17 protein-coding genes and 1 pseudogene are annotated in these 22,387 nt (G+C 74.5%); 12 read left to right on the top strand and 6 right to left on the bottom strand.

The genetic code is table 11. From position 1 onward, the window contains the following. Positions 1 to 41: 41 nt before the first annotated feature. Together CO540_RS15525 and CO540_RS15530 are read right to left on the bottom strand one after the other, a co-directional pair. The gene (locus tag CO540_RS15525) at positions 42 to 1,067 is read right to left on the bottom strand and encodes a hypothetical protein (RefSeq protein WP_099162601.1); all 1,026 of its coding nucleotides are present in this window, start codon (positions 1,065 to 1,067) and stop codon (positions 42 to 44) included. Between the two features lie 3 nt (positions 1,068 to 1,070). Continuing rightward, positions 1,071 to 1,700 (bottom strand): MBL fold metallo-hydrolase, encoded by a 630-nt coding sequence (locus tag CO540_RS15530; RefSeq protein ID WP_099162602.1) that lies wholly within the window; start codon positions 1,698 to 1,700, stop codon positions 1,071 to 1,073. 122 nt (positions 1,701 to 1,822) lie between these two features. Here CO540_RS15530 and CO540_RS15535 point away from each other — a divergent pair, with 122 nt between their 5' ends. Beyond that, positions 1,823 to 2,785, top strand: a complete 963-nt coding sequence (locus tag CO540_RS15535) for a DUF4349 domain-containing protein (protein WP_099162603.1) — start codon at positions 1,823 to 1,825, stop codon at positions 2,783 to 2,785. On the opposite strand, the gene CO540_RS15540 is transcribed toward CO540_RS15535, so the two are convergent. Both CO540_RS15540 and CO540_RS15545 read right to left on the bottom strand, forming a co-directional pair. Beyond that, entirely contained in the window at positions 2,742 to 4,001 is a 1,260-nt protein-coding gene (locus CO540_RS15540) for an amidohydrolase (protein WP_099162604.1), read from the bottom strand. The two genes, CO540_RS15535 and CO540_RS15540, sit on opposite strands and share 44 nt — an antisense overlap. Positions 4,002 to 4,562: 561 nt before the next feature. Beyond that, complete coding sequence (locus CO540_RS15545; RefSeq protein WP_099162605.1) at positions 4,563 to 6,146, bottom strand: methylmalonyl-CoA mutase; 1,584 nt, start codon at positions 6,144 to 6,146, stop codon at positions 4,563 to 4,565. Between the two features lie 203 nt (positions 6,147 to 6,349). On the opposite strand from CO540_RS15545, the pseudogene CO540_RS15550 reads away from it, so the two are divergent. Both CO540_RS15550 and CO540_RS15555 read left to right on the top strand, forming a co-directional pair. Beyond that, positions 6,350 to 8,361: pseudogene (locus CO540_RS15550) on the top strand (protein kinase). A gap of 49 nt (positions 8,362 to 8,410) precedes the next feature. Beyond that, the gene (locus CO540_RS15555) at positions 8,411 to 10,075 is read left to right on the top strand and encodes a phospho-sugar mutase (RefSeq protein WP_099162606.1); all 1,665 of its coding nucleotides are present in this window, start codon (positions 8,411 to 8,413) and stop codon (positions 10,073 to 10,075) included. Between the two features lie 83 nt (positions 10,076 to 10,158). Here CO540_RS15555 and CO540_RS15560 read toward each other — a convergent pair whose 3' ends face one another. Next, entirely contained in the window at positions 10,159 to 10,833 is a 675-nt protein-coding gene (locus CO540_RS15560; protein ID WP_099162607.1) for a GPP34 family phosphoprotein, read from the bottom strand. Between the two features lie 120 nt (positions 10,834 to 10,953). Beyond that, positions 10,954 to 11,586, bottom strand: a complete 633-nt coding sequence (gene upp / locus CO540_RS15565) for a uracil phosphoribosyltransferase (protein WP_091582308.1) — start codon at positions 11,584 to 11,586, stop codon at positions 10,954 to 10,956. Between the two features lie 135 nt (positions 11,587 to 11,721). On the opposite strand from upp, the gene deoC reads away from it, so the two are divergent. From deoC to cydC, 9 genes are all read left to right on the top strand, one after another. Further along, positions 11,722 to 12,681 (top strand): deoxyribose-phosphate aldolase, encoded by a 960-nt coding sequence (gene deoC / locus CO540_RS15570; protein ID WP_099162608.1) that lies wholly within the window; start codon positions 11,722 to 11,724, stop codon positions 12,679 to 12,681. A 5-nt stretch (positions 12,682 to 12,686) separates the two neighbouring features. Further along, positions 12,687 to 14,117, top strand: coding sequence for an aldehyde dehydrogenase family protein (locus CO540_RS15575; RefSeq protein WP_099162609.1), 1,431 nt, complete (start codon positions 12,687 to 12,689; stop codon positions 14,115 to 14,117). Next, positions 14,110 to 14,934 (top strand): aldehyde dehydrogenase family protein, encoded by an 825-nt coding sequence (locus CO540_RS15580; protein ID WP_091582320.1) that lies wholly within the window; start codon positions 14,110 to 14,112, stop codon positions 14,932 to 14,934. Before CO540_RS15575 ends, CO540_RS15580 begins: the two co-directional genes overlap by 8 nt. A 32-nt stretch (positions 14,935 to 14,966) precedes the next feature. After that, a complete protein-coding gene (locus CO540_RS15585) occupies positions 14,967 to 15,428 on the top strand; it encodes a BlaI/MecI/CopY family transcriptional regulator (protein ID WP_099162610.1) in 462 nt (153 codons plus the stop codon). A 10-nt stretch (positions 15,429 to 15,438) separates the two neighbouring features. Next, the gene (locus CO540_RS15590) at positions 15,439 to 16,344 is read left to right on the top strand and encodes a M56 family metallopeptidase (RefSeq protein ID WP_099162611.1); all 906 of its coding nucleotides are present in this window, start codon (positions 15,439 to 15,441) and stop codon (positions 16,342 to 16,344) included. Positions 16,345 to 16,448: 104 nt separating this feature from the next. Further along, entirely contained in the window at positions 16,449 to 17,696 is a 1,248-nt protein-coding gene (locus tag CO540_RS15595) for a cytochrome ubiquinol oxidase subunit I (protein ID WP_099162612.1), read from the top strand. A 10-nt stretch (positions 17,697 to 17,706) separates the two neighbouring features. Further along, a complete protein-coding gene (locus tag CO540_RS15600; RefSeq protein ID WP_099162613.1) occupies positions 17,707 to 18,714 on the top strand; it encodes a cytochrome d ubiquinol oxidase subunit II in 1,008 nt (335 codons plus the stop codon). Beyond that, positions 18,711 to 20,393 carry a thiol reductant ABC exporter subunit CydD gene (gene cydD, locus CO540_RS15605; protein WP_099162614.1) on the top strand — a complete coding sequence of 561 codons (1,683 nt, stop codon included), beginning with the start codon at positions 18,711 to 18,713 and terminating at the stop codon, positions 20,391 to 20,393. The genes CO540_RS15600 and cydD overlap by 4 nt, the downstream gene beginning before the upstream one ends. Before the next feature lie 178 nt (positions 20,394 to 20,571). Then, on the top strand, positions 20,572 to 22,353 hold the full coding sequence (cydC, locus tag CO540_RS15610; protein ID WP_253866742.1) for a thiol reductant ABC exporter subunit CydC: 1,782 nt from the start codon (positions 20,572 to 20,574) through the stop codon (positions 22,351 to 22,353). The last annotated feature ends 34 nt before the right edge of the window (positions 22,354 to 22,387 follow it).

Genomic DNA, 22,387 nt, shown 5'->3' on the forward strand with positions numbered 1-22,387 from the left:
GCGACCCCCCGCCGTCCGTCCACCGTGGCCGCTCATCACGCTCAGTCTGCCTCGTGATCACCCTCCATGGCATCCCCCTCTTCGGCGTCGAGTGCCTCCAGGACGCCCTCCACCTCGCCGGCGCGCCGCCGGGCCGCGCTGAGCGCGCGTTCCGCGCCCCGGCGGGTCAGCTTGGCCCGGCTCAGCTCCTGCTCGGCCGCCGCCCGACGGCGCTCCAGCTCGGCCAGCTCGGTCTCGATCCGGTCCAGCGTCGCCGCGCCGTCCCGCTCGGCCCGTTCGGCCCCGGACAGCTCCGCCTCGGCCCGGCCCAGCTCCGCGCGCGCCTTCTCCAGCTCGCGGGCGGCCGCCCGCCGCCGCTTCGCCCGTTCGGCCCGCGCCGCCCGTTCCTCGCGCGCCCGGCGCGCCTCGGCCGCCCGGTCCGGTACGCCGGACTTCCCCGCCCGGTCCGGTACGCCGGACTTCCCCGCCTTCTCCGGTACGCCGGGCTTCCCGGCCCGCTCCGGTACGCCGGACCTGCCCGCGCGCTCGGGCCGGGTGGGCTCCTCGTCGTCGCCGGTGATCAGCCGCAGCTGGGGGCGGGGCACCTCACCGAACCCGGCGTAGTGGCTGGCCCGCAGCAGCCGGCCGGCGCGTACCTGGTCGGCCACCTCGGTGTCGGAGAGCGCGGCGTTGAGCGTCGCCTCCACCTCGCCCAGCGGCAGTTTCCCGGCCGGGGGCGCGGCGGGTTCGGCGGCGGCCAGCCGGCGTACCTCGGCGACCAGCGCGCCCACGACGGCGCGACGCTGCGCGGAGAGCTCGCGGAGCGTGCCGCCGCGCAGGTCGCGTTGCGCTTCGCGGAGCGCCTCGGCGAGCTGGGTCAGGTCGGCGACCAGGTCGGGCCGGCGGATCGCGAGCAGGTTGACCAGCCAGGCCGCGACCGTGGGCCGGCGGAGCCGCCCGATCTCCCGGGCGGTACGCGGGTCGCCGGCCTGGCGCGCCTCCGCCACGGCGGCGTCCCGGGCCGCGACGAACCGGTCCGGGGGCGTGGCGTAGAGCCGCCGGACCACGTCGGCAGGGGGGCCGGGCACGGTTCAGGCGTCGATCCGGGTACCGGGCTCCAGACGGCGGTAGTCGGTGTTCGACATCGCGGTGTACTGCCGGTCGAGCACACCGAAGCCGTTGGCGTTGAGCAGACCGTCGTGCAGCGCGTAGGCCCGGCGGGGGGCGACGGCGCGGATGAAGTCGAGCACCTCGGAGAACTTCGACCAGGGCGCGTGTATCGGGGCGAAGAGCGTGTCCACCTGGACGTCGTCGGGGGCGAACAGCGCGTCGCCCGGGTGGTAGACGACCTCGTCGAAGAGGTAGCCGATGTTCTGGATCACGGGGATGTCCGGGTGGATGACCGCGTGCTGCCCGCCGTACGTCCGCACCGGCACGCCGGCGGCGGTGAACGACTCGCCCGGGGCGACCACGACGAGCGCCTCGGCGGCGTCGCCGAGCACGCCGGCGAGCGAGGCGGGGCCGTTCACCTGGATCGGCCGGCGTTCCAGCGCCCGGGTCAGCGCGGCGACGTCCACGTGGTCCGGGTGCTCGTGCGTGATCAGCACCGCGTCCGCCCCGTCCAGCGCCTCGGGTTCGCTGAAGACGCCGGGGTCGACGACCAGCACTCCCCCGTCGTGCTCCAGCCGGAGACAGGAGTGGGTGAACTTGGTGACCTGCATCGTGACTCCTCGATTATCGAATCGTGATGTCCTCAGCGCAGTCTGCCGGAACCGGCGCGACGACGCGTCGCGTCCGAGGTATCGGCCCCGGCTCGCGGGGCCGTCGACGATCGGAGCGGGGAATGGGCGGACGACGACTCCGGGGCGTGGCCCTGGTGGCCGTGGGCCTGGCGGCGGTGCTGGCCGTGGGGGCGTGCAGCGCGGGCGGGGACAGTGGCAGCGACTCGGCCGCGCCGCAGAACGCGGCGGGCGGCGCGGCGGAGGGCGGCGCGGAGCGGGACCAGGCGGCCCCGGGCGGGACCGGCGGCGCGGACCTGCGGGTGGACCAGCGGTCCATCATCTACACCGGGACGATGCAGGTCCGGGTGGACGACGTGGACACCGCGGCACGGGAGGCGACCACGGCGGTGACCGCGGCCGGCGGCTTCGTCGGCGGCGACCGGCGGTCGAGCGAGTCGGCGGACGCGCGGGCGGTGCTGACGCTGCGGGTGCCGGCGGACCGGTTCGCCGGCGTGATCGACCAGCTGGCCGGGTTCGGCCGGCAGGAGCGCCGGGAGATCCGCACCGAGGACGTGACCGAGCAGGTGGTCGACCTGGACGCCCGGATCGCCACCCAGCGGGCCCGGGTCGAGAGCGCCCGCAAGCTGCTGGCCCAGGCCAGCTCGGTGGACCAGCTGGTCGCCCTGGAGAACGAGGTGGGCACCCGGCAGGCCGACCTGGCCGCGTTGGAGGCCCGCAAGCGTCGGCTGGCCGACCTGACCGCGCTCTCCACCATCACCGTGACGTTCCTGGGCCGGGACGCCAGCACCGCCGAGGAGGAGGCCGACCTCGGCTTCCTGACCGGGCTGGGCGGCGGCTGGACGGTCTTCCTCACCTCGGTACGCGTGCTGCTCACCGTGCTCGGCGCGGTCCTGCCGTTCGCGGTGGTGATCGGCGTACCGCTGTGGCTGTTGCTGCGGTGGCGACGCCGGCGGGCCCGTCGGACGCCGCCGCCCGGCGGACCACAGCCGCCGGCGCCGGTCGGGCCGACCGGCGGTCCGGTCAGCGCGCCGCCGCCAGTGCCCGCAGCGCGGTCTGGACCATGAGGCGTACGCCCACCTCGATGGCGCGCTCGTCCACGTCGAAGGAGGCCCGGTGCAGGTCCACGTTGGGCCCGCTCCGGCCGACGCCGAGGCGGGCGAGCGCGCCGGGGACGTGCTCCAGGTACCAGGAGAAGTCCTCGCCGCCCATGCTCTGCGGCGTCTCGGCGATGCCGTCCGGTCCGAGCGCCGACGCGGTGGCGGCGGTGAGCACGCCGATGGCCCGGGCGTCGTTGGTCACCGGCGGGCGGCCGCGCAGGTATTCCAGGTCGACGGTGGCGCCGGTGGGCGCGAGCACGTCCCGCACCACCTGGGCCACGATCTTGGGCGCCTGGTCCCAGGTGTCGCGGTCCATCACCCGCAGCGTGCCGGCGGCGCACGCCTCGGACGGGATCACGTTGTAGCGGGTGCCGGCCGACGCGTGGCCGAACACCAGCAGCAGCCCGCTGTTGGCCGGCACCCGGCGGCTGATCAGCGTCGGCACCTCGGTGACGAGCCGGCCGAGCGCGTCGACCAGGTCGACGGTCAGGTGCGGGCGGGCGGTGTGCCCGCCGGGACCGGTGAGCCGGACGGTGACGTTGTCGGCGGCGGCGGTGATCGGGCCGACCCGCAGGCCGACCTTGCCCACCGGCAGGTTCGGGTCGCAGTGCAACGCGAAGATCTGCACCACGTCGTCGAGGCCGCCGGCCTCGATGACCTCCAGCGAGCCGCAGGGCAGGATCTCCTCGGCCGGCTGGAAGATCAGCCGCACCCGGCCGTCGAGCTGACCGAGGTCGGCCAACTGGGCGAGCAGCATGCCGACACCGAGCATCACCGAGGTGTGCACGTCGTGGCCGCAGGCGTGGCAGACGCCCTCCACGGTGGACCGGTACGACACGTCCTTCGGGTCGCTCAGCGGCAGCGCGTCGATGTCGGCGCGGAGCGCGATCACCGGCCCGTCCGGGCGGCCGTCGATGTCACAGATGACGCCGTTGCCCTTGGGGAGCAGGCGCGGCTTCAGCCCGGCGAGCGAGAGTTCCCGGTGCACCAGCGCGGCCGTCTCGAATTCCTCGCCCGACAGTTCCGGGTGCGAGTGAATGTGCCGGCGGGTCTCGATGAGACCGGGTACCCGCAGCGCGAGCAGATGGTCGAGCTCGAAGGGCAGGGGCTGGGAACCGGTCGGCGTCTCGGGCCGGGACGACGCCAGCGGGCCACCGGAAGGCAGCGTCAACGCACTCGTCACGTCGAATTCTCGATCACTAGAGATGGATGGATCTTCGGGGAGAACAGCAGACAGCCTAGACCTCCGGCGGTGACGCTGCGCAACATCTTTCGCGTAGCGGTCGGACCGCGCAGCGTCACGAATGCCCTGGTGGGAGGGCTCGAATATCTGCGGGACAGCAGGTAGATCGCGGTCGGACGCCGTCATCTGCCCCCCACCTCCTACAACGCGTAACCGATTCATCGGTCACCAAATACCGGCCGTCGTTCCGAATTGTCGCATTAGTCGCGGCAATTAACTGCCGCTCCGACAATTGCGCGACAACAGTCGGCTGCCGGACGACTCCCGACGGTGACATGACTGTCCGCCGAACGACCGCACAGGCTGTCCGTCCCGTTCCCCCGTTCGGGTTACCCGCATTCCCGAATCGCACACGCGCCACGGTCACGGCCACACTGCCCGCAGACGCGTCGGCACCACCTCGGGCGGCGTCGCCCGGGGCAGGATCCGCGCCGGGCCGTCACCGCCCGGCGCGTGCGCCGGAGGCTTCCACGGTACGCCGCGCGACCGTGTTCGCCCAGGTCAGAACCGGTCAGTCGGCCGGTAGACACCCCACACGTCGCGCAGCGTCCCGCACACCTCGCCGACCGTGGCCCGGGCGCGCAGCGCCGCCTTCATCGGGTGCAGCACGTTCGTGTCGCCCTCGGCCGCGGCGCGCAGCTCGGCCAGCGCCCGCTCGACCGCGTCCGAATCCCGCTCCGCGCGCAGCTTGGCCAGCCGTTCCGCCTGGGCCGCCTCGATCGTCGGGTCCACCCGCAGCGGCTCGTACGGCTCCTCCTCGTCGATCTGGAACCGGTTGAGCCCGACCACCACCCGCTCACCCGAGTCGATCTCCTGGGCGATCCGGTACGCGGACTGCTCGATCTCGCGCTTCTGGAAGCCGGCCTCGATGGCGTCCACCGCCGAGCCGTGGTCGAACACCCGGTCCATCAGCTCGTTCGCCGCCGTCTCCAGCTCGGCGGTCATCGCCTCCACCACGTACGACCCGGCGAACGGGTCGACGGTGGCGGTGAGATCCGTCTCGTACGCCAGCACCTGCTGGGTCCGCAGCGCCAGCCGGGCGGCCTTCTCGGTGGGCAGCGCGATGGCCTCGTCGAAGCTGTTGGTGTGCAGCGACTGGGTGCCGCCGAGCACCGCGCCCAACCCCTGCACCGCCACCCGCACCAGGTTGACCTCGGGCTGCTGGGCGGTGAGCTGCACGCCCGCGGTCTGGGTGTGGAACCGCAGCATCATCGACTTCGGGTTCTTCGCGCCGAACTCGTCGCGCATCACCCGGGCCCAGATGCGACGGGCCGCGCGGAACTTGGCGACCTCCTCCAGCAGCGTGGTGCGGGCCACGAAGAAGAACGACAGCCGGGGCGCGAAGTCGTCCACGGCCAGCCCGGCCGCGAGCGCCGCCCGGACGTACTCCACGCCGTTGGCCAGCGTGAACGCGATCTCCTGCGCGGGCGAGGCGCCGGCCTCGGCCATGTGGTAGCCGGAGATGGAGATGGTGTTCCACTTCGGCACCTCGGCCCGGCAGTAGGCGAAGGTGTCCGCGACCAGCCGCAGCGAGGGCTTCGGCGGGAAGATGTACGTCCCGCGGGCGATGTACTCCTTGAGGATGTCGTTCTGGATGGTGCCGTTGAGCGCGCTGCCGGGCACCCCGTTCTCCTCCGCCACGAGCTGGTAGAGCAGCAGCAGCACCGAGCCGGGCGCGTTGATGGTCATCGAGGTGGAGACCTTGTCCAGCGGGATCCCGCCGAAGAGCGTCCGCATGTCCTCGATGGAGTCGATGGCCACGCCGACCTTGCCGACCTCGCCGTGCGCGATCGGGTCGTCCGAGTCGTAGCCCATCTGGGTGGGCAGGTCGAACGCGACGGACAGGCCCATGGTGCCGGCGCGCAGCAGCTGGTGGTAGCGCGCGTTGCTCTCGGTGGCGGTGCCGAAGCCGGCGTACTGCCGCATGGTCCACGGCCGGGACGTGTACATCGTCGGGTAGACCCCACGGGTGTACGGGTAGTCGCCCGGCTCGCCCAGCCGGGAGTCCAGGTCCGCCGGAAGGTCGGCCGCCGTGTAGACGCCCTTGATCGGGAAACCCGACTCGCTTGACCGCGCATCGCTCATTACCGGATGGTAGGACGCGGCCGCCGCTCGATGGGTGAGGGATACCGCACACCGGGCGGTGGCGGCCCACCGGAGGTGAGTAGCTGGCCACATACCGTCGAGTAGGTAAACGCCCGCCGCGTCGGGTTTCGCATCGGGCGTCGGAACCAGCAAGATAGAGGGGTTGTGTCCCAGCCCCCTCGATATCCCCCGGTGGCTTTTCTGTGACTCAGATTCCGACGTGGAGCGGCGGACCGGCCAGTCCCCCCACTGGACGCGCGGCGCCCGGCACCACCATCGGTGGTCGCTACTCGCTGCGATCCCCGGTGGGCAACGGCGGCATGGGCACGGTCTGGCGAGCCACAGACACCCTGTTGCGCCGCGACGTGGCGGTCAAGGAGGTGGTCCTCCCGCCGGGGCTCGCCCCCAGCGACCGCGACGCGCTCTACGAACGGACGCTGCGCGAGGCCCGCGCCGCCGCCGCGATCCAGCACCCGGCCGTGGTGCAGGTCTACGACGTGGTCACCGAGGGTGGCCGGCCGTGGATCGTGATGGAGCTGCTGGACGCCCGCAGCCTCGCCGACATGGTGATCGAGGACGGGCCGGTCGCGCCGCGCGCGGTGGCCAAGATCGGCATCGCGTTGCTCGGCGCGCTGGAGGTGGCGCACGCGATAGGCGTGCTGCACCGCGACGTCAAGCCGGCCAACGTGCTCATCTGCACCGACGGCCGCTGCGTGCTGACCGACTTCGGCGTCGCCCGGATGCCCACCGACGTGCAGCTCACCACGCCCGGCATGGTGCTCGGCTCGCCCCACTTCATCTCCCCGAGCGGGCCATGGGCCAGGAGTTCGGCCCGCCCAGCGACCTCTTCTCACTCGGCGTGACGCTCTACACCGCGGTCGAGGGGCGGCCCCCGTTCGACAAGGGCGACCCGATCGAGACCATGCACGCCGTGGTCGAGGACCCGCCCGCCACGCCGCAGCGCAGCGGCCCGCTCACCGGCGTGCTGATGGGCCTGCTGGAGAAGGACCCGGCCCGCCGGATGGACGTGCACCGGGCCCGGGCCATGCTGCGCGAGCTGCTCGCCGGCCCGCTGACCAGCACCGCGACCGCGGTCAACTCGGTCACCGACCCGTACGCCGTGGTGCCGGTGCCGCGCCCGACCACCCCGCCGCCGGTCGCCCCGGAGCCGAAGCCGAGCGGCCAGATCGGCGGCCGGGCGATGATCGGCCCGGGTGAGTCGCTGACCGACCGGCTGGCCGCGCTGCGTCGCGGCGAGCGCCCCGGCGCCACGACGGCGGGTGACGCGGCGCTCGACGAGACGAGCGCCGACGCGTTGGCCGGGCCGCTGCACACGCCCACCGGGGCCATGTCCGGGCCGGGCGCTCCCGAGGCCACCCAGCACATCTCGCCGGACGCCACCGTCCGCCTCGGCCGGGGCGCCGGCGCGGACGCCACCCAGCGCGTCCCCACCGGCGCCCCGACCACCTACGGCGGCGGCGCCGACGCCACCCAACCGGTGTACGGCGGCGGCGCCCAGTGGTCGGTGCCGGGCACCGGCCAGCCGTGGACCACGCCGGCCACCGCGCCCGGCGACGGCGCGCCCGGCGGCGTGAAGGGCCTGCTCGGCCGCGTCAAGGCGTGGCCGCGCAAGGTTCAGCTCGCCGCCGCGGGCGGTCTGGCCGTGGTGCTGCTGGTGAGCGTGATAGCGCTGACCAGCGGCGGCGACGACGCTCCCCCGCCGATCGTGGGCGCGCTGCCCTCCACCTCGGCCGCCGCCGCGCCGGAGATGCAGGAGCGGACCGTCAAGGGCGTCACCATCCAGGTGCCGAAGGGCTGGCAGCAGCAGACCGGCGGGCTCTACGTCGACTACGTCGACCCGGACGACGAGGGCCGCAAGGTCCGCGTCATCGCCGAGAAGTGGGGCGGTACGTCGATCAGCTGGGCCGAGTTCGCCTCGAAGAACCTGAGGAGGAACACCGCCAACAGCAAGACCTGCCCCGCCCCCTACACCGAGGTGTCGGTCTCCGAGCAGCCGCTCGCCGGCCAGACCGCGGGCCAGCTCGAATACACCTGCGGCGAGGGCGAGTCCATGCGCCACGGCATCTGGCGGGGCCTGGTCAAGGACGGCAAGGTCTACTCGTTCTACCTCTCCTCCACCGACGCGCGGTTCGCCGAGAGCAAGCCGATCTTCGACGCGATGGTCGGCTCGTTCCAGCTCACGGCGGACAACTGAGTCGAGGCCGACGGCCAGTGGTGATCCGTCGCCGTGCTATCAAGAGGCCATGGCGGCGGACACCACTGACCTTGACGACCTTCGCGCGCGAGCCGAGAGCTGGCTCGCCGACGACCCCGACCCGGCCGACCGGGACGAGCTGCGCGCCGTCCTCGACGGGCTGCCCGGCACCGCCGGCGAGCTGGCCGACCGCTTCGCCGGCCCGCTGACCTTCGGCACCGCCGGCCTGCGCGGCCCGCTGCGCGCCGGGCCGAACGGGATGAACCTCGCCGTGGTCACCCAGGCCGCCGCCGGGCTCGTCGGCTGGCTCGCCGCCCAGGGCGGCGAGGGCCCGCTGGTGATCGGGTACGACGCCCGACGCGGGTCGCGCGCCTTCGCCGAGCGCACCGCGCAGGTGGCCACCGGCGCGGGCCGCCCGGCGCTGCTGCTGCCCCGCCCGCTGCCCACGCCGGTGCTGGCGTTCGCGGTGCGGCAGCTCGGCGCGGTCGCCGGCGTGATGGTCACCGCCAGCCACAACCCGCCGCAGGACAACGGCTACAAGGTCTACCTGGGCGCGCAGCTCGGCGGCGAGCTGGGCGCGGGGGCGCAGATCGTGCCGCCGGCCGACGCCGGCATCGAGGCGGCCATCCGCGCGGTCGGCCCGCTCGCGCAGGTGCCGCTCGGCCCGGCCGGCCAGGTGCTCGGCGACGACCTGGTCGCCGCGTACGTGGACCGGGCCGCCGCGGTGGTGGACCCGGCCGGGCCCAGGGACCTGAAGGTCGCGTACACCCCGCTGCACGGGGTGGGTGGCGTGGTGCTGACCGCCGCGTTCGCCCGGGCCGGCTTCGGCGTGCCCGGCGTGGTGCCGGAGCAGGCCGAGCCGGATCCGGCGTTCCCGACCGTGAGCTTCCCGAACCCGGAGGAGCCGGGCGCGGTGGACCTGCTGGTCGCGCTCGCCGACCGCACCGGCGCGGACATCGCCATCGCCAACGACCCGGACGCGGACCGCTGCGCGGTCGCCGTACGCGACGCCGGGTCCTGGCGGATGCTGCGCGGCGACGAGGTGGGCGCGCTGCTCGCCGACCACCTGATGCGACGCGGGGTGACCGGCCTCTACGCCACCACGATCGTGTCGTCGACGCTGCTGCGGGCCATGGCCGAGGCCCGGGGGCTGCCCTACGACGAGACGCTGACCGGGTTCAAGTGGATCGTCCGGGCCGGCGGGGGCCGGGAGCCGCTGGTGTACGGCTACGAGGAGGCGCTGGGCTACTGCGTCGCGCCCGGCCACGTCCGGGACAAGGACGGCATCACCGCCGCGCTGACCGTCGCCGAGCTGGCCGCCGGGCTCAAGGCCCAGGGCCGTACGCTCACCCACCGGCTGGACGAGCTGGCCGCCGAGTTCGGCGTGCACCACACCGACCAGCTCTCCGTCCGGGTGGAGGACCTGCGGGTGATCGCGGACTCGATGGCGCGGGTGCGGGCGGCCACCCCGACCGCGCTGCTCGGGCACCCGGTCACCGAGGCGACCGACCTGCTCCCCGAGTCGGACGTGGTCATTCTGCGCACCGACGCCGCCCGGGTGGTGATCCGGCCCTCCGGCACCGAGCCGAAGCTCAAGGCGTACCTGGAGGTGGTGGAGCCGGTGACCGACGGCGACGTCACCGCGGCCCGGCGCCGCGCCCGGGCCGCCGTCACCGAGCTGCGCAACGAGATCGCCGCCGCGCTCGGCCTCTGAGATGTAAGGAGGGGCCCCTTGTTAACGCCTGGCGTTAACGAGGGGCCCCTCCTCTACCTGAGGCGTTAAAAGGGGGCCCTTCCTTACCGCTTGCCGAGGGCGGCGTCGACGGCTTGGCCGAGGGCGGCGATGACCAGGCTCACCGACGGGCGTACCACGCTGTCGTCCAGGCTCACCGTGCCGGAGAAGCCGGCGCCCGCCGCGATCTCCTCCAGGCGCTTGCCGGCGTCGGTGGCGGCGGCGCCGGTCAGCCCGAGCGCCGGCTCCATCCGCAGCACCGCGACCAGGGTGGCCAGCGCCGCGGTCCGCTCGTCCGGGAGCTGCCCGCTGGTCAGCGCGTCGGCCAGCCGGCGGCGGATGTCCGCCTCGACCGAGGCGTCGGCCACCGGGTAGCGGTGCACGTGGATGAAGCCCAGCTCGGTCTCGTCCACGTCGCGGACCACGCCCCGGCCGCAGAGGTCGCCGAGGATCCGGTCGCGCAGCCCGTGCCGCAGCCGCTGCACCCAGGACGAGGGCGTGTGCGGGGTGTCCGCGGCGATCTTGGCCAGCACCGCGTCCGCGATCGGCTCGCCGGTCGGCGCGGGGTCGACCACCGCCAGGTTCCCGTCCGCGTACGCGACCCGTCCGGCCAGGGCCAGCTCGACCAGCACCGCGGCGGCCATGCCCAGGTCCAGGCTGATCCGCGGCATGGTGGCCTTGCCGGTTTCGTCGTCATACGCGAGGAGCAGCAGCTCCTCGGCGAGCGCAACACCAGTCATGGCCCGGAACGCTAGCGCCTCCCCGCACCCTCGCGCATCAACTCGCCGGTGCCGCCCGCTTCCTACGGCGGAGGGCCCCTCCGGGATGGAACGGGCCCTCTGCGCGCGGGTGCCGACGGGTCAGAAGCGGGGCATGCCGCCGAACTGCCGGTCACCGGCGTCGCCGAGACCGGGGACGATGAACATCCGGTCGTTTAGGCCCTCGTCGATCGACGCGGTGACCAGGCGCAGCGGCAGGCCGGACTGCTCCAGCCGCTGGATGCCGACCGGTGCGGCCAGCACGCAGAGCACGGTGATGTCGGTGCAGCCGCGGTCGGCGAGCAGCCGGCAGCAGTGCTCCAGCGAGCCGCCGGTGGCCAGCATCGGGTCGAGCACCAGCACCGGCAGGCCGCTCAGGTCCCGGGGCAGCGACTCCATGTACGCCCGCGGCTCGTACGTCTCCTCGTCGCGGGCCAGGCCCACGAAGCCCATCGACGACTCGGGCAGCAGGTCGAGCGCGGCGTCGGCCATGCCGAGGCCGGCCCGCAGCACCGGCACCAGCAGCGGCGGGTTCGCCAGCCGGGTGCCCTCGGTGTCGGTGACCGGGGTCTGGATCGAGTACTTCTCGACCGGGAAGGAGCGCGCGGCCTCGTACACCAGCATGGTGGTGAGTTCGCGCAGCGCGGCCCGGAACGACGCCGAGTCGGTCCGGGCGTCCCGCATGGCGGTCAACCGCGACTGGGCGAGCGGATGGTCAATGACGTGTACGTCCACGATCGCTCAACCTACCGGTCCCCGGCCCGGCGCACGGCGGGTGCGGCCCGACCAGCGACGCCGCTCACGTATGCGCTCACGTCGGGTCCGCCGTGACCAAGATCACTCGACTCGCGGGTGCGTACTATTCGGGGCATGACGGCGACAGCGACGTCGGCCCGGTCGGACCTCTCCGAGCTGGGACGATCCGAGACCGCTCTGCGGACCTTCCTGCACGGCCTGCCGGGCGTGGACCAGGTCGGCGCGGAGCAGCGGGCGGCACAACTCGGCACCCGATCCATCAAGACCACGGCCAAGGCCGAGGCGATCGACCTGGCGATCCGGATGGTCGACCTGACCACGCTGGAGGGCGCGGACACCCCGGGCAAGGTGCGGGCGCTCGCGGCCAAGGCGGTGCGTCCCGACCCGTCCGATCCGAGCTGCCCGCACGTCGGCGCGGTCTGCGTCTACCCGTCGATGGTCCCGTACGTGGCCGAGGTGCTGGCCGGGTCCGGCGTGCACCTGGCCAGCGTGGCGACCGCGTTCCCGTCCGGTCAGGCGCCGCTGGAGGTCAAGCTCGCCGACACCCGGGCCGCCGTCGCGGCCGGCGCCGACGAGATCGACATGGTGATCAACCGGGGCGCGTTCCTGGCCGGGCGTTACTCCGAGGTCTACGACGAGATCGTGGCCACCAAGGAGGCGTGCGGGGACGCGCACCTCAAGGTGATCCTGGAGACCGGCGAGCTGGCCACCTACGACAACGTGCGGCGCGCCTCCTGGCTCGCCATGCTGGCCGGCGGCGACTTCATCAAGACCTCCACCGGCAAGGTCCCGGTCGCGGCCACGCTGCCGGTGACGCTGGTGATGCTGGAGGCGGTCCGCGACTTCCGCGCCGCCACCGGGCGGCAGGTCGGCGTCAAGCCGGCCGGCGGCATCAAGACCACCAAGGACGCGATCAAGTACCTGGTCATGGTCAACGAGACCGTGGGCCCGGACTGGCTCGACCCGGACTGGTTCCGCTTCGGCGCGTCCAGCCTGCTCAACGACCTGCTCATGCAGCGCACCAAGCTGACGACCGGCGTCTACGCCGGTCCCGACTACTTCACCCTGGACTGAACGCGATGTTCGAATACGCACCCGCCCCCGAGTCGCGCTCGGTGGTGGACATCAAGCCCTCGTACGGGCTCTTCGTCGACGGCGCGTTCGTCGACCCTGCCGACGGCGGCAGCTTCAAGTCGGTCAACCCGGCCTCCGAGGAGGTCCTGGCCGAGATCGCCGAGGCCGGCAACGAGGACGTGGACCGCGCGGTCCGCGCCGCGCGCCAGGCGTACGAGAAGGTGTGGGGCCCGATGCCGGGCCGGGACCGGGCCAAGTACCTGTTCCGGATCGCCCGGATCATCCAGGAGCGCTCCCGCGAGCTGGCCGTGCTGGAGTCGCTGGACAACGGCAAGCCGATCAAGGAGTCCCGCGACGTCGACCTCCCGCTGGTCGCCGCGCACTTCTTCTACTACGCCGGCTGGGCGGACAAGCTGCCCTACGCCGGCTTCGGCCCCGACCCGAAGCCGCTCGGCGTGGCCGCGCAGGTCATCCCGTGGAACTTCCCGCTGCTCATGCTGGCCTGGAAGATCGCCCCGGCGCTGGCCGCCGGCAACACGGTCGTGCTCAAGCCGGCCGAGACCACCCCGCTGACCGCGCTGCTGTTCGCCGAGATCTGCCAGCAGGCCGACCTGCCGGCCGGCGTGGTCAACATCGTCACCGGCGCCGGTGACACCGGCCGCGCGCTGGTCGAGCACCCGGGCGTGGACAAGGTCGCGTTCACCGGCTCCACCGACGTGGGCAAGGCCATCGCCCGCGCGGTCGCCGGCACCCGCAAGAAGCTCACCCTGGAGCTGGGCGGCAAGGCCGCCAACATCGTCTTCGACGACGCCCCGATCGACCAGGCGGTCGAGGGGATCGTCAACGGCATCTTCTTCAACCAGGGGCACGTCTGCTGCGCCGGGTCCCGGCTGCTGGTCCAGGAGTCGGTCGCCGACCGGGTGCTGGAGTCGCTCAAGCGCCGGATGGCCCAGCTGCGGGTCGGTGACCCGCTGGACAAGAACACCGACATCGGCGCGATCAACTCGGCCGCCCAGCTGGCGAAGATCCGCGAGCTGTCCGAGGTCGGCGCCGCCGAGGGGGCCGAGCGCTGGTCGCCGCCGTGCGAGCTGCCCGAGCGCGGCTTCTGGTTCGCGCCGACCATCTTCACCGGGGTCACCCAGGCGCACCGGATCGCCCGCGAGGAGATCTTCGGTCCGGTGCTGTCCGTGCTCACCTTCCGCACCCCGGCGGAGGCCGTCGAGAAGGCCAACAACACGCCGTACGGGCTGTCGGCCGGCATCTGGACCGACAAGGGCTCCCGGATCCTGTGGACCGCCGACCGGCTGCGCGCTGGCGTGGTCTGGGCCAACACGTTCAACAAGTTCGACCCGACCTCGCCGTTCGGCGGCTACAAGGAGTCGGGTTACGGTCGCGAGGGCGGCCGGCACGGGCTGGAGGGGTACCTCAATGTCTGAGCGGGTCGCGGTACGCAAGACGTACAAGCTCTTCATCGGCGGGAAGTTCCCGCGCAGCGAGTCGGGACGGTCGTATCTCGTGCAGGACTCCAACGTGTCGCTGGCCTCCCGCAAGGACGCCCGGGACGCCGTCGTCGCCGCGCGCGCCGCGGTGAAGGGCTGGGCCGGGGCGACCGCGTACAACCGGGGTCAGATCCTCTACCGGGTGGCCGAGATGCTGGAGGGCCGGCGCGACCAGTTCGTCGCGCTCGGCGCCCCGGCCGACGAGGTGGACGCCGCGATCGACCGCTGGGTCTGGTACGCCGGCTGGTCGGACAAGCTCCCCCAGGTCTACGGCGGCGCGAACCCGGTCGCCGGCCCGTACTTCAACCTGTCCGCGCCGGAGCCGACGGGGGTGGTGGCCGCGGTGGCCCCCGAGGCCCCGGCGTTGCTCGGCCTGGTCAGCGTGATCGCCCCGGCGATCGTCACCGGCAACACGGTGGTGGTGGCCGCCTCCCCGGCGGCGCCGCTGGCGGCGGTGACCCTGGCCGAGGTGCTGGCCACCTCCGACCTGCCCGGCGGCGTGGTCAACATCCTGACCGGCCGGCTCGCCGAGACGGTGCCGACGCTGGCCGCGCACATGGACGTCAACGCCGTCGACCTGACCGGTGTCGCCGACGCCGAGCTGGCGGCGGAGCTGGAGGTCAAGGCGGCGGAGAATCTCAAGCGGGTGCTCCGGCCGGCGCCGGCGGACCACGACTGGCACGCCGATCCGGGTCTGACCCGGATGACCACGCTGCTGGAGACCAAGACCGTCTGGCACCCCAAGGGCGTCTGAGTCTCTTCTACTACGCGAGGTAGGATTGACGGGTGACTCGGCTCGGTGACCTCGAACGTGCGGTGATGGACGTGCTGTGGGACTCGGTCCCGGGCACGTCGGACGGCGTGACCGTGCGCGAGGTCGCCGACGCCCTGGACGGCCGTGAGCTGGCCTACACCACGGTGATGACCGTGCTCGACCGGCTCGCCGGCAAGGGCATGGTGCAGCGCGAGCGGGAGGGGCGGGCCTGGCGCTACCGGCCGGCCGCCACCCGGGAGGCGCACATCGCCCAGCTCATGCTCGACGCGCTCGACCTCGGCGGCAGCCGGGACGCCGCGCTGGTGCGCTTCGCCCGGTCGGTCACCGGGACGGAGGCGGACGTGCTCCGGGCCGCCCTCGCCGCCGAGGCCGGGCTCACCGATCCGGCCCGACCCGCCGAGGCCGGGCTGACCGACCGCGTCGAGGATCCGCGGCCCGCCGGGCCGGCGCTCGACGAGGCGACGGACCGGTAGGGCCGCCGCCGTGGCGTACGCCGTGCACTTCGCCGCGACCATCCTGGCCTGCTGGCTGACCGCGCAGGTCCTCGCCGCCGCGCGCTGGACGTGGCGGGCGCCCCGGGTGGCGATCGTCTGCTGGCAGGCGGTCGGGTTGGCGCTCGGGCTCTCCGCGATGGGGCTGCCGATGGCGGTCGGTCTCGCCGCGTACGACCGGCCGACCGGCGGCGCGCTGCTGGCGCTCGCCGACGACCTGGCCCACGGCACGCTGCCGGCCGGTGTGGGCGCGGTGCATCTCAGCCTGGTCGGGGTCGGTTTCGGCATCGGTGCGGTGCTGCTCACCACGACCGTGCGCAGCGTGCACGGCGCGGTGCGGGCGCAGCGCCGGCACCGCGAGCTGCTCACCCTGGTCGCCCGGCGCGACCCGACGATTCCCGGCGCGCTGGTGCTCGACCACCCGAGCGCGGCGGCCTACTGCCTGCCCGGGGTGAAGCCCCGGGTGGTGGTGAGCGCCGGCACGGTCAGCCTGCTCGATCCGGCGGAGCTGGCGGCGGTGCTGACCCACGAGCGGGCGCACGCCCAGGAGCGGCACGATCTGGTGCTGCTGCCGTTCACCGCGCTCTGCCGGGCCCTGCCCTGGTTCCGCTGGGTGCGCGACGCGCACGAGCGGGTTGCGCTGCTGGTCGAGATGCGCGCCGACGACAAGGCCCGCGAGCTGCACGCCGAGGAGCCGCTGGCCGGCGCGCTGCGCCGGTTCGCCGCCGCCGGGCACCGGGTCACGCCGGCCGGCACGCTCGGTCTGGGCGACCGCGACCTCGACGTACGGGTGCAGCGGCTGCTGGTCGCGGACCGCCCGCCGCGGGTGCTCGGCGCGACCGCGCTGGCCGTCGCCGGCACCCTGGTATTCCTGCCGGTCTCCCTCTTCCTGAGCTGAGGCGTCCCCTACGGGACTTCTCCGGGTGCCGCGCGGCCCAATAGGTAGACAAGCTACGTGTAGGGTTCCTACGACAAGCGAGCCAACCCGTGGGAGACGCGACCATGGACCCCCTGCTCCTCGCCCGCCTGCAGTTCGCCACCACCACCTCCATCCACTTCCTGTTCGTGGTGGTCACGCTCGGCCTGGTCACTCTCCTGGTCGGGCTGCAGACGGCCGGCTACCTGACCGGCAAGCCGGTGTACGAGCGGCTGACCCGGTTCTGGGGCCAGCTCTACGTGATCAACTACGTGCTCGGCATCGCCACCGGCATCGTGATGGAGTTCCAGTTCGGGCTGAACTGGAGCGGGCTGTCGCGGTACGTGGGCAACGTGTTCGGCGCGCCGCTGGCCATCGAGACGCTCGTGGCGTTCTTCCTGGAGTCCACGTTCCTCGGCATGTGGATCTTCGGGTGGCACCGGCTCCGGCGCGGCACGCACCTGGCGCTGCTCTGGGGCGTCGCGATCACCGCGTACGCCTCGGCGTTCTGGATCATGGTGGCGAACGCCTGGCTCCAGAACCCGGTCGGCTACGAGGTCCGCGACGGCGTCGCCCACCTCACCGACTTCGGCGCGCTGCTCACCAATCCCACGTTCGGCATGGCGTTCGGCCACGTCGTCTCGGCCGGCCTGGTCACCGGCGGCCTGCTGATGGCCGCGGTCAGCGCCTGGCACCTGCTCCGGCGTACCCCCGACTTCGCGCTCTTCCGCACCTCGCTGCGGATCGGCCTGGTCACCGCGGCGCTCGCGGTGACCGCCCTCCAGGGCTTCGGCTTCGCCCAGTTCGGCCCGGTCGGGCAGGTCCAGCCCACCAAGTTCGGCGGCGGGCCGGCCCGGGACGCGACGGTGGCCGACTGGACCGCCCGGTTCGGTCCCGGCGACTGGGACCCGCCGGTGCTGTCCAGCGTCGGGCTCGGCTTCATGATCCTGATCGGCTTCGCCCTGGGCTGCGTCTGGCTCCTGCTGCCGCTGCTCTGGCGTGACTGGATCATCCGGCTGCGGTTCCCGCTCTGGCTGGTCCTGCTCGGCCTGCCGCTGCCCTTCGTCGCCGTGCTGCTCGGCTGGATCGCCCGCGAGGTGGGCCGCCAGCCCTGGGTGGCGTACGGGCTGCTGCCCACCGCCCAGGCCGTCTCGCCGGTGTCGCCCGGGCTCATGCTCACCTCGCTGATCGGCTTCAGCCTGCTGCTCGGCACGCTCGCGGTCACCAACTGGACGCTGATGGCCCGGCATGCCGCCCGAGGCGCGCTCGACACCGCCCTGGGCCGCCCGCCCGCGCCCGACACCGACCCCGACCACCAGCCCGTGTTCGCCTGAGGAGCCCGCCGTGGAACTCGCCTGGTACGCCCTGCTCGGCCTCTTCTTCGCCACCTACCTGGTGCTCGGCGGCTACGACTACGGCGTCGGCCTGCTGCTCGCCCGGCGCGCGGACGCGGCCGCCCGCCGCGCGACGCTCACCGCCGTGGGGCCGTTCTTCCTCGGCAACGAGGTCTGGCTGGTCGCCGCCGTCGGCATCCTGTTCGGCGCCTTCCCCACGCTGGAGGGCGAACTGCTCTCCGGCTTCTACCCGGCGGTGCTCGGCGCGCTGGCCGGCGTCGTGCTGGTGACCGCCGGGGTGCAGCTGCGCAGCCGGTCGGTCGCCGGCTCCGCCCGCGCCGGCTGGGACCGGGTGGTGGTGGTCGGCAGCGTGCTGGCCGCGCTCGGCTGGGGCGCCCTGCTCGGCGGGCTGCTCCAGGGGGTGCCGCTCACCGCCGACGGGCACGTGGCCGGCGCCGGCCACCTCGTCACCCCGTTCGTGGCCGCCGCCGCGCTCACCGTGCTGGCGCTGGTCGCGCTGCACGGTGCGACCTTCCTCACGCTCCGGCTGCCGTCCACCGACGCGCCGGCGCTCGCCCGGGTCGCCCGCGGCCTGGTGCCCGTCGCGCTCACCGCGGTCGCCACCGCCACCGTCCTGGGGCTGCTCTCCGACCGGGTACGCGCCGCCGTGGCGCGGCCGGCGGTCGCCGTACTCCTGCCGTTGGCGCTGGTGGCGGCGGTGCTGGTGGCCCGCGCGGCGCTGCGCCGGGGCCGCGCCGGGGTGGCCTTCGCGGCGACCGCGACGGCGCTGGCGCTCCCGGCGCCGCTGGTCGGGGCCGCACTCTGGCCCCGGATCCTGGTCGCCACGACGGACCCGGCGGCCTCGCTCGCGGTCGCCGACGCGGCGGCGAGCCGCCCGACGCTGGCGCTGCTGGGCTGGCTGGTGCTGCCGCTCGTGCCGGCCCTACTAGGCTTTCAGGCGATGTGCTGGTGGGTGTTCCGAGGACGGACCGACGGCCGGGCACCGGTGTACTGGTGAACCGCCGCCCGTTCGACCCGCGTCTGCTGCGTCGGGTCCCCGCGGCCCGGCGCGACCTCGCCGTGCTCGCGGTGCTGGGCGGGCTGACCGCGCTGCTGGTGGTGGCCCAGGCGACCGCGCTGGCCACGCTGCTGGCGACCGCGATCGACGGGCGGCTGCACCGGCCCGCGCTGGCCGGGTTCGTGGCGGCGGTGGCCGCCCGGGCGCTGGTGAGCTGGGCCCAGGGCACGGTGGCGGCGCGGGCCGCGGCCACGGTCAAGGCGGCGCTGCGCGCGGACCTGCTGCGCGCGGTCGGCCGGCACGGCCCCACCTGGGTCGCCGGCCGGCGGGCCGGGCAACTGGCCACCCTGGCCGGGCGAGGGCTGGACGCGCTCGACCCCTACTTCACCGGCTACCTGCCGCAGCTGGTGCTGAGCGTGACGGTGCCGGCGGCGGTGCTGGCCCGGATCGTGTTCGCGGACTGGAGCTCGGCGCTGATCATCGCGCTCACCATTCCGCTCATCCCGATCTTCGGGGCGCTGCTCGGCTGGCAGGCGCAGGCCGCCACCGAGCGGCAGTGGCGGCGGCTGTCGCTGCTCGGCGGGCACTTCCTCGACATGGTGGCCGGGCTGCCCACGCTGCGCGCGTTCGGCCGGGCCCGGGCCCAGGTCGACGTGGTGCGCCGGATGGCCGACGGCCACCGCCAGGCCACCATGCGGACGCTGCGCATCGCGTTCCTGTCCGCGCTGGTGCTGGAGCTGGTCGCCACGCTCTCCGTCGCGCTGGTCGCGGTGCCGGTCGGCATCCGGCTGCTCGGCGGCGGGATCACGCTCTCCACCGCGCTGCTCGTGCTGCTGCTCACCCCGGAGGCGTACCTGCCGCTGCGGGCCGCCGGCAGCCGGTTCCACGCCAGCATGGAGGGCCTCACCGCGCTGGACGAGGCGCTCACCCTCTCCGCGACCGACGCGCCGAACGCACCCACCGCCGCCGGGCGCGCGGCCCCGGACGGCCGCGGCGAGATCCGCTTCGAGGGCGTGACCGTCGCGTACGACCGGACGACCGCGCTGCGCGACGTCACGCTGACCATCCGGCCCGGCGACCGGGTGGCCGTCATCGGGCCCAGCGGCGCGGGCAAGAGCACGCTGCTCAACCTGCTGCTCGGCTTCGTCCGCCCGACCAGCGGGCGGATCACCGTCGACGGCACCGACCTGGCCGAGGTCGACCCGGACACGTGGCGCCGCGAGCTGGCCTGGGTGCCGCAGCGGGCCCACCTGTTCGCCGGTTCGCTGGCCGACAACATCCGGCTCGGCGCGCCGGACACCCCGGACGACGTGCTCGCCGCCGCGGTGACCGACGCGGCGCTGGACGAGGTGGTCGACGCGCTGCCCGACGGGCTCGACACCCGGCTCGGCGAGCGCGGCCACGGCCTGTCCAGCGGGCAGCGGCAACGCGTCGCGCTGGCCCGGGCGTTCCTCCGGGACGCGCCGGTGGTGCTGCTCGACGAACCGACCGCCCGGCTGGACAGCGCCAGCGAGGCGGTGGTCCTGAGCGCCACCCGGCGGCTGGTCGCCGGCCGGACCGCGTTGCTGGTCGCGCACCGGCCCGCGCTGCTGGCCGACGCCGACCGGATCCTGCGCGTCGAGGACGGCCGGGTCACCGAACTGCGCCCGACGACCACCGGCCCGGCGGTGACGCGATGATCCCGCGCGACACCGTCCTTCCGGCCGGCCCCGCCCGCGCGGCGGCGCCCGGCCGCGAAGCCGCTTCCCCGACCCGCCCCGCCCGCGCGACGGTGACCCGGTGAGCGCCGGCGACGGCGTGACGCCGGTGGGCCGCGTGCCCGCCGGGCCGACCTCGGTCCCGGCGGAGCCGTCCGGGGTGCCGGAACCACCGGCGCCCACCCGCCCGGACGCCGAGCGGGTCGTGCTGCGTCTGGCCCGGCCCTACCTGGGCCGGCTGCTCGGGGCCGGGCTGCTCGCCGCGGCGACCGAGTTCGCCGGGCTCGCGCTGATGGCGACCGCGACCTGGCTGCTGATGAGCGCCGCCGGCCGGCCGCCGCTGGACCGGTTGACCGTGGCCATCGTCGCGGTGCGGGCGCTCGCGGTCGGCCGGGGCGTGTTCCGCTACACCGAACGGCTCGCCGGGCACGACGCCGTGCTGCGCATGATCACCGACGTCCGGGCCCGGGTCTTCGCCGCGCTCGCCGCCCGGCGCGAGGGCGCCGACCGGCGCACCGGTGACGCGCTGAGCCGGCTGGTCTCCGACGTGGAGGCGGCCCAGGACCTGCTGCTGCGCGTGCTCGTGCCGGGATCGGCGGCGGCCCTGGTCAGCCTGCTCGCGGTCGGGGGCGCGGCACTCATCTCGCCGCCGGCCGCCGGCGTGCTCGCGGTGGGCCTGCTGGTCGCCGGCGTGGCACTGCCCGCGCTGGCCACCCGGCTCACCCGCCGGGCCGCCGACGAGGTGGCCCCGCTACGCGGCGCGCTCGCGGTCGACGCCGTCGACCTCACCCACGGCGCCGCCGACCTGGCCGCCTTCGGCGCGACCGACGCCGCCCTGGCCGCCGCCGAGGGGCGGGCCGGGCGACTGGCCCGGCTGGAGCGCCGGCTCGCCGCCGTCGGCTTCGCGGTGGACGCGACCGGCGTGCTGGTGGGCGGCCTCACCGCCGCCGCGGTGGTGGTCGTGGCGCTGCGCGCGGGCGTGGGCGGGGTGCTGGTCGGCGTCCTCGCCGTCGGCACGCTGGCCGCCGTCGAGGTGGCGCTCGCCCTGGTCGCGGCGGCCCGGCAACGCACCCAGCTCCGGGCCGGGCTGGCCCGCGTCGCCGACCTGCTCACCGAACAGGCCGCGACGGAACCGGTCGACGTCACGGGACCGGTCGGCGCGGCGGAGCCCGTCACCGGCGGCCACGACGTGCGGTTCGAGGACGTGACGGTCCGCTACCGGGCCGGAGCCGCACCGGCCCTGGCCGGGTTCGACCTCGACCTGCCGGCCGGCCGCCGGGTCGCCGTGGTCGGCCCGAGCGGCGCCGGCAAGAGCACGCTGGCCGCCGCGCTCACCGGCGCGGTACGCCCCGCCGCCGGCCGGGTCACCGTCGGCGGCGTACCGGTGTCCGAGCACCCGGCCGACCGGCTTCCCCGGATCGTCGGCGGCCTGCTCGCCGAGGCGTACGTCTTCCACGCGACGGTGCGGGAGAACCTGCTGCTCGGCCGCCCCGACGCCGGCGAGGCGGACCTGACCGCCGCGGCCCGCGCCTCCGGGCTGCTCGACTGGGTACGCGACCAGCCCGAGGGCTGGGACACCGTGGTCGGCGAGCAGGGCGGGCAGCTCTCCGGCGGCCAGCGGCAGCGACTGGCGCTGGCCCGTGCGCTGCTCGCCGCGCCGCCGGTGCTGGTGCTCGACGAGCCGACCGAAGGGCTCGACCCGGCGGCGGCCGACGCGGTGCTCGACTCCGCGCTGGCCGCCACCCCCGCCGGGCACTCGGTGCTGCTGATCAGCCACCGACTCAGCGGCCTGGCCGGGTTGGACGAGATCCTGGTGCTGGAGGGCGGCCGGGTGGTGCAGCGCGGCCGGCACGAGGAACTGGTGGCGCGCCCGGGCTGGTACCGGGAGCAGTGGCTGCGCCAGGAGGCGGCCGAGCGCGGCTACCTCGCGCTCGCCCCCTGACGCGTTCCGGGGTTTTCCCCGACGCCACCCGCGC

The organism is Micromonospora sp. WMMA2032 (assembly GCF_002688545.1).
Classification (GTDB): domain Bacteria; phylum Actinomycetota; class Actinomycetes; order Mycobacteriales; family Micromonosporaceae; genus Micromonospora; species Micromonospora sediminicola.

What these genes read in the sequence shown, in the direction of transcription:
- CO540_RS15530 (WP_099162602.1), bottom strand. Translation starts at nt 1,700, where the DNA reads ATGCAGGTCACCAAGTTCACCCACTCCTGTCTCCGGCTGGAGCACGAC.
- CO540_RS15535 (WP_099162603.1), top strand. Translation starts at nt 1,823, where the DNA reads ATGGGCGGACGACGACTCCGGGGCGTGGCCCTGGTGGCCGTGGGCCTG.
- CO540_RS15545 (WP_099162605.1), bottom strand. Translation starts at nt 6,146, where the DNA reads ATGAGCGATGCGCGGTCAAGCGAGTCGGGTTTCCCGATCAAGGGCGTC.
- CO540_RS15555 (WP_099162606.1), top strand. Translation starts at nt 8,411, where the DNA reads ATGGCGGCGGACACCACTGACCTTGACGACCTTCGCGCGCGAGCCGAG.
- CO540_RS15560 (WP_099162607.1), bottom strand. Translation starts at nt 10,833, where the DNA reads ATGACTGGTGTTGCGCTCGCCGAGGAGCTGCTGCTCCTCGCGTATGAC.
- deoC (WP_099162608.1), top strand. Translation starts at nt 11,722, where the DNA reads ATGACGGCGACAGCGACGTCGGCCCGGTCGGACCTCTCCGAGCTGGGA.
- CO540_RS15575 (WP_099162609.1), top strand. Translation starts at nt 12,687, where the DNA reads ATGTTCGAATACGCACCCGCCCCCGAGTCGCGCTCGGTGGTGGACATC.
- CO540_RS15580 (WP_091582320.1), top strand. Translation starts at nt 14,110, where the DNA reads ATGTCTGAGCGGGTCGCGGTACGCAAGACGTACAAGCTCTTCATCGGC.
- CO540_RS15595 (WP_099162612.1), top strand. Translation starts at nt 16,449, where the DNA reads ATGGACCCCCTGCTCCTCGCCCGCCTGCAGTTCGCCACCACCACCTCC.